A 3,738-nucleotide genomic window follows, 5' to 3' on the forward strand; every position below is an offset into this window, starting at 1 on the left:
GCCTCCGACGACGCGTCCGCCGCCCCGCCCGCGGGCGCGACCGCGGCGCCGCTGAACGTGCTGTGGATTACCTGCGAAGACCTGTCGCCGCGATTGGGCAGCTACGGCGATCCGCTGGGCCGCACGCCGAACCTCGATCGCCTCGCCGCGGAGGGCACGCGGTACACCCAGGCGTTCGGCGTGTACGGCGTGTGTGCGCCGAATCGGTTCACCCTCATCACCGGGACCTATCCGACCTCCGCCGGCGCCGGGCCGATGCGGGTGACGAGCCGCACCGCCGCCCTCGCGGACGTCACCGATCCCGTCCTGCGAGCCATCCCCGTCTGGGAGGCGACGCCGCCGCCGGAGGTCAAGTGCTTCCCCGAACTGCTGCGGGCGCACGGCTATTACTGCACGAACAACGTCAAGGAAGACTATCAGTTCCAAGCGCCCGTCACGGTTTGGGACGAGAGCAGCGACGAGGCCCATTGGCGGAATCGACCCAGCCACGGCACGCCGGAGGCGGCGCCGTTCTTCGCGGTGTTCAACTCGACGATCACTCACGAGAGCAAGATCCATGAACGCACCAGCCCCGCGGTGACGGACCGGGCCGCGGTCGTCGTCCCGCCCTTCCTCCCGGACACCCCCGCCATTCGCGAGGACATCGCCCGGCAGTACGACAACCTCGCCGAGTTGGACCAATGGGTCGGCGAGCTGCTGGCCGAGCTGGAAGCCGACGGCCTGCGGGAGAACACCGTCGTGATGTACTTCTCCGACCACGGCGACGGCCTGCCGCGGCACAAACGCTGGGTCTACGACACCGGCTTGCAGGTGCCGTTGATCGTTCGGTTCCCCGAAGGCCACCCCGACCGCGGCACGCCCGGCCAGTATGCCCCCGGAGAAAGCACGGACCGGCTGGTCAGCTTCGTCGATTTTGCCCCCACCGTGCTGAGCCTCGTCGGGATCGAACCGCCCGCCTGGATGCCCGGCCCCGCCTTCTTGGGCGAACACGCCGGAGCGCCGCGGGAGTTCCTCTTCGCCGCCCGCGATCGGATGGACCCGGCGCCGGAAACGATTCGGGCCGCCCGCGGGCCGCGATTCAAATACGTCCTCAACCTCCGCTCCGACTTGCCGTACTGGGGCGACGTGCCCTACCGCGACCGGGCCGCCGGCGCCGCGGAGATCACCCGCCTCGTCGCCGACGGCGGGCTGGGCGAGTCTCAGTGGCAGCTCTCCGGCACGTCCAAGCCGACCGAGGAACTGTACGACACCGCCGTCGATCGACACGAAACCGACAACCTGGCCGACGACCCGAAGTATGCCGCGACCTTGTTGGAAATGCGGGCGGCGCTCGGCGACTGGATGACCCGAACCGACGACTACCGCACGCTCGACGGGGCGGAGTTGATGGCGACCCTCTGGCCGAACGGCGAGCAGCCGACCACCGCCAAGCCGCGCATCGTGGAGGTCGACGGCACGGTCGCGATCACCTGCGAGACCGAGGGCGCCTCCCTCGGCTACAAGCTCCCCGGCGACGAGGCGTGGCGGGTGTACGTGAAGCCGTTCGACGCCCCCGCGGACGGACCGATCCGGGCGAAAGCCCACCGCATCGGCTGGAAGCCGAGCAAGGTCACGCGCCTTACGCCCTGAACGACCGCTCGGCAGCGCTCCCCGCTTCGCCGTCGCGGTCGCCTTTGATTTGGGCTTGGGCGACGCCGCGGTCCGCGGTTCCGACTTCGTCTTGGCGGTCTTGGTGCGAACGGATTGGGGCGGAACCTCGATCGCCGGTTCCGCCGATCCGCCGCCGGGCAGGTGGGCGGTCGGCAGGCGATGCACCGTGGCCCGGCCGGCGGGGAGAGCCGCGGCCAGTTCGGCGACGCGGGCGTGGTGGGTGAACAGGATGACCTGCACACTGCCGCCCATCCCGTCTTCTTTCGGATCGGCCAGTTCCGCCAGCGCGGCGAGCGCCGCGGCGGTACGGGCGTCGTCGAAGCGTTCCAGCGCATCGTCCACCACCAGCGGCGGGACCGGGCGGCCGGAGGCCGTCTCCGCCAGCCCGGCCAATCGCAGCGAGAGGTAGAGCGCGTCGCGGGTGCCGTCGCTCATCTGCGGCGGCAGCAGCTTCGCCCCGGGGGTCTCCACGCCGTCCACGAGCGTCGGGGGTCGCAGTCCGACCAACGCCGGTTCGTCGCCGCCCTCGAAGCTCACGTCCAAGCCTGCGAACGTCCCGCCGGTCAGCCGGGCGAACAACCGCCCCGCCTTCGCCAGTACCGGCCCCTGATGTCGGGCGCGATGCCGCTCCGCCGCGGCGGCGAGCAGCGCGTCCGCCAACGCCAGCCGGGCGTAGCGATCGGCGTTGGCGTCGACCTTCGCCAACAGCCCCTGCGCCCGCTGCTCCGCCTCGGCCGCCTTGCCCTGCGTGTCGAGGGCGGCGAGTTCCGCCTCGGCGTCCCGCACGGCTTCGATCGCGGCGTCGCGTCGACGGTCGAGATCCTCGGCCTCCGCCTCCAGCGACTCCGCCCGCGCGGCCAGCTCGTCCGGGTCGCCGGCCCGGGCGGCGGCGAGGAAGGCGGTCGCCTCCTCCCCGGCCCGTTGCACGTCGGAATCGTCCTGCAGTTCGCGGATCGTCGTCGGCAGCTCCCGCAGATCCTTCGCCCGCTCCTCGGCCGCTTCCAATCGCTCCGAGAGCGTCGCGACTTGGGCCGCCGGATCGAGTTCGGGGTTCAGATCCGGGGCGAGCGTCGCGGCGAGCGAACCCGCCTCCGCGGCGAAGCGATCGCGGGCGGCGTCGATCTCCGAGAGCCGACGACGGATCTCCGCGGCGTCGGTGCGATGCTTCTGCACCGTTCCCCAGCCGTTCAGAAACGCCCGCACCGCAGCCGGGTCCGGGCCGGCCGGCGCTTCGCCGTCCTGATCCTCGCTCCGCCCGCCGCCGATCGTCAGTCCGAGCGGCGCCGTGGCGGTCGCCCAGTCGGCGGCCCACGCGGCGAGGCCCGCCTGTGCATCGGCCTCCGCGGCGACGGCGGTCTGCAGGAACGTTTCGCTCTTCTGTCGGTCCGACTCGAACACGGCCTGCTGACCAGCCAATCCCTCCGCCCGCTTGCGAGCCCGGGCGGCCCGATCCCGCAGATCGTTCAACGGCAGATCGGCCAGCGAGTCTTCCGTCAAATCGGTCTCCCCGCCGCTCAACCCGGCTTCCACCTCGGCCAGTCGATCGGCCAGTTCGCGGGCGGCGGCGGTCGCGGCGGACTCCTCCGCAGCCCGTCGGTCGTGCAGATCGAGCAAGGCGCCGTGATCGCTCCGAACGTCCTCCGCGGTCGCCAGCCACGCCCGCATCTCCGCCGGGGGATTGGGGGGAACCGACAACTCCGGCCACTGGGCGGCCCATCGTTCGTCACCGCCGGCAAGCGCCGCCTCGGCCTTCTCCAACCGCGCCGCGGCGGTCGCGATGCGGGCCTCGTGCTTGGCGATCGCGGCTTTGAGCGCAGCCGCTTCTTTGACCCGGCCGGCCTCCGCCCGCAACGAATCGGCGACCTCGTCCGCGGCGGTCGTCGCTCGTTCCAGCCGCTGAATGAGATCCGCGGGGGCATCGCTCGCCGGCTCTTCGCCATTGAGGCGGGAGCGAACCGCGGCCCAGGCGGCGTCCCGGTCCGCGCGAGCCGTGACGAGATCCTCCTCCGAGGGCACCGCCCCGGCGGCGGCGAGGGCGGCGAGGCCGGCGCGGGCTTCGTCGGCGTCCGCTTCGCACCGGGCGAGGGC

At 72.2% G+C, this 3,738-nt stretch carries 1 protein-coding gene and 1 pseudogene; both read left to right on the top strand.

What is annotated here, in order from left to right; all coding sequences use genetic code 11:
* Nucleotides 1-1,629: sulfatase family protein (locus LzC2_RS20670; RefSeq protein WP_171189922.1), on the top strand; the 1,629-nt coding region annotated here is incomplete at its 5' end.
* Between the two features lie 114 nt (nucleotides 1,630-1,743).
* Nucleotides 1,744-3,738 (top strand): annotated as a pseudogene (locus LzC2_RS20675) (hypothetical protein); the annotation flags it as partial.

Origin of the sequence: Alienimonas chondri (assembly GCF_013036045.1) — a bacterium.
Taxonomy (GTDB): Bacteria; Planctomycetota; Planctomycetia; order Planctomycetales; family Planctomycetaceae; genus Alienimonas; species Alienimonas chondri.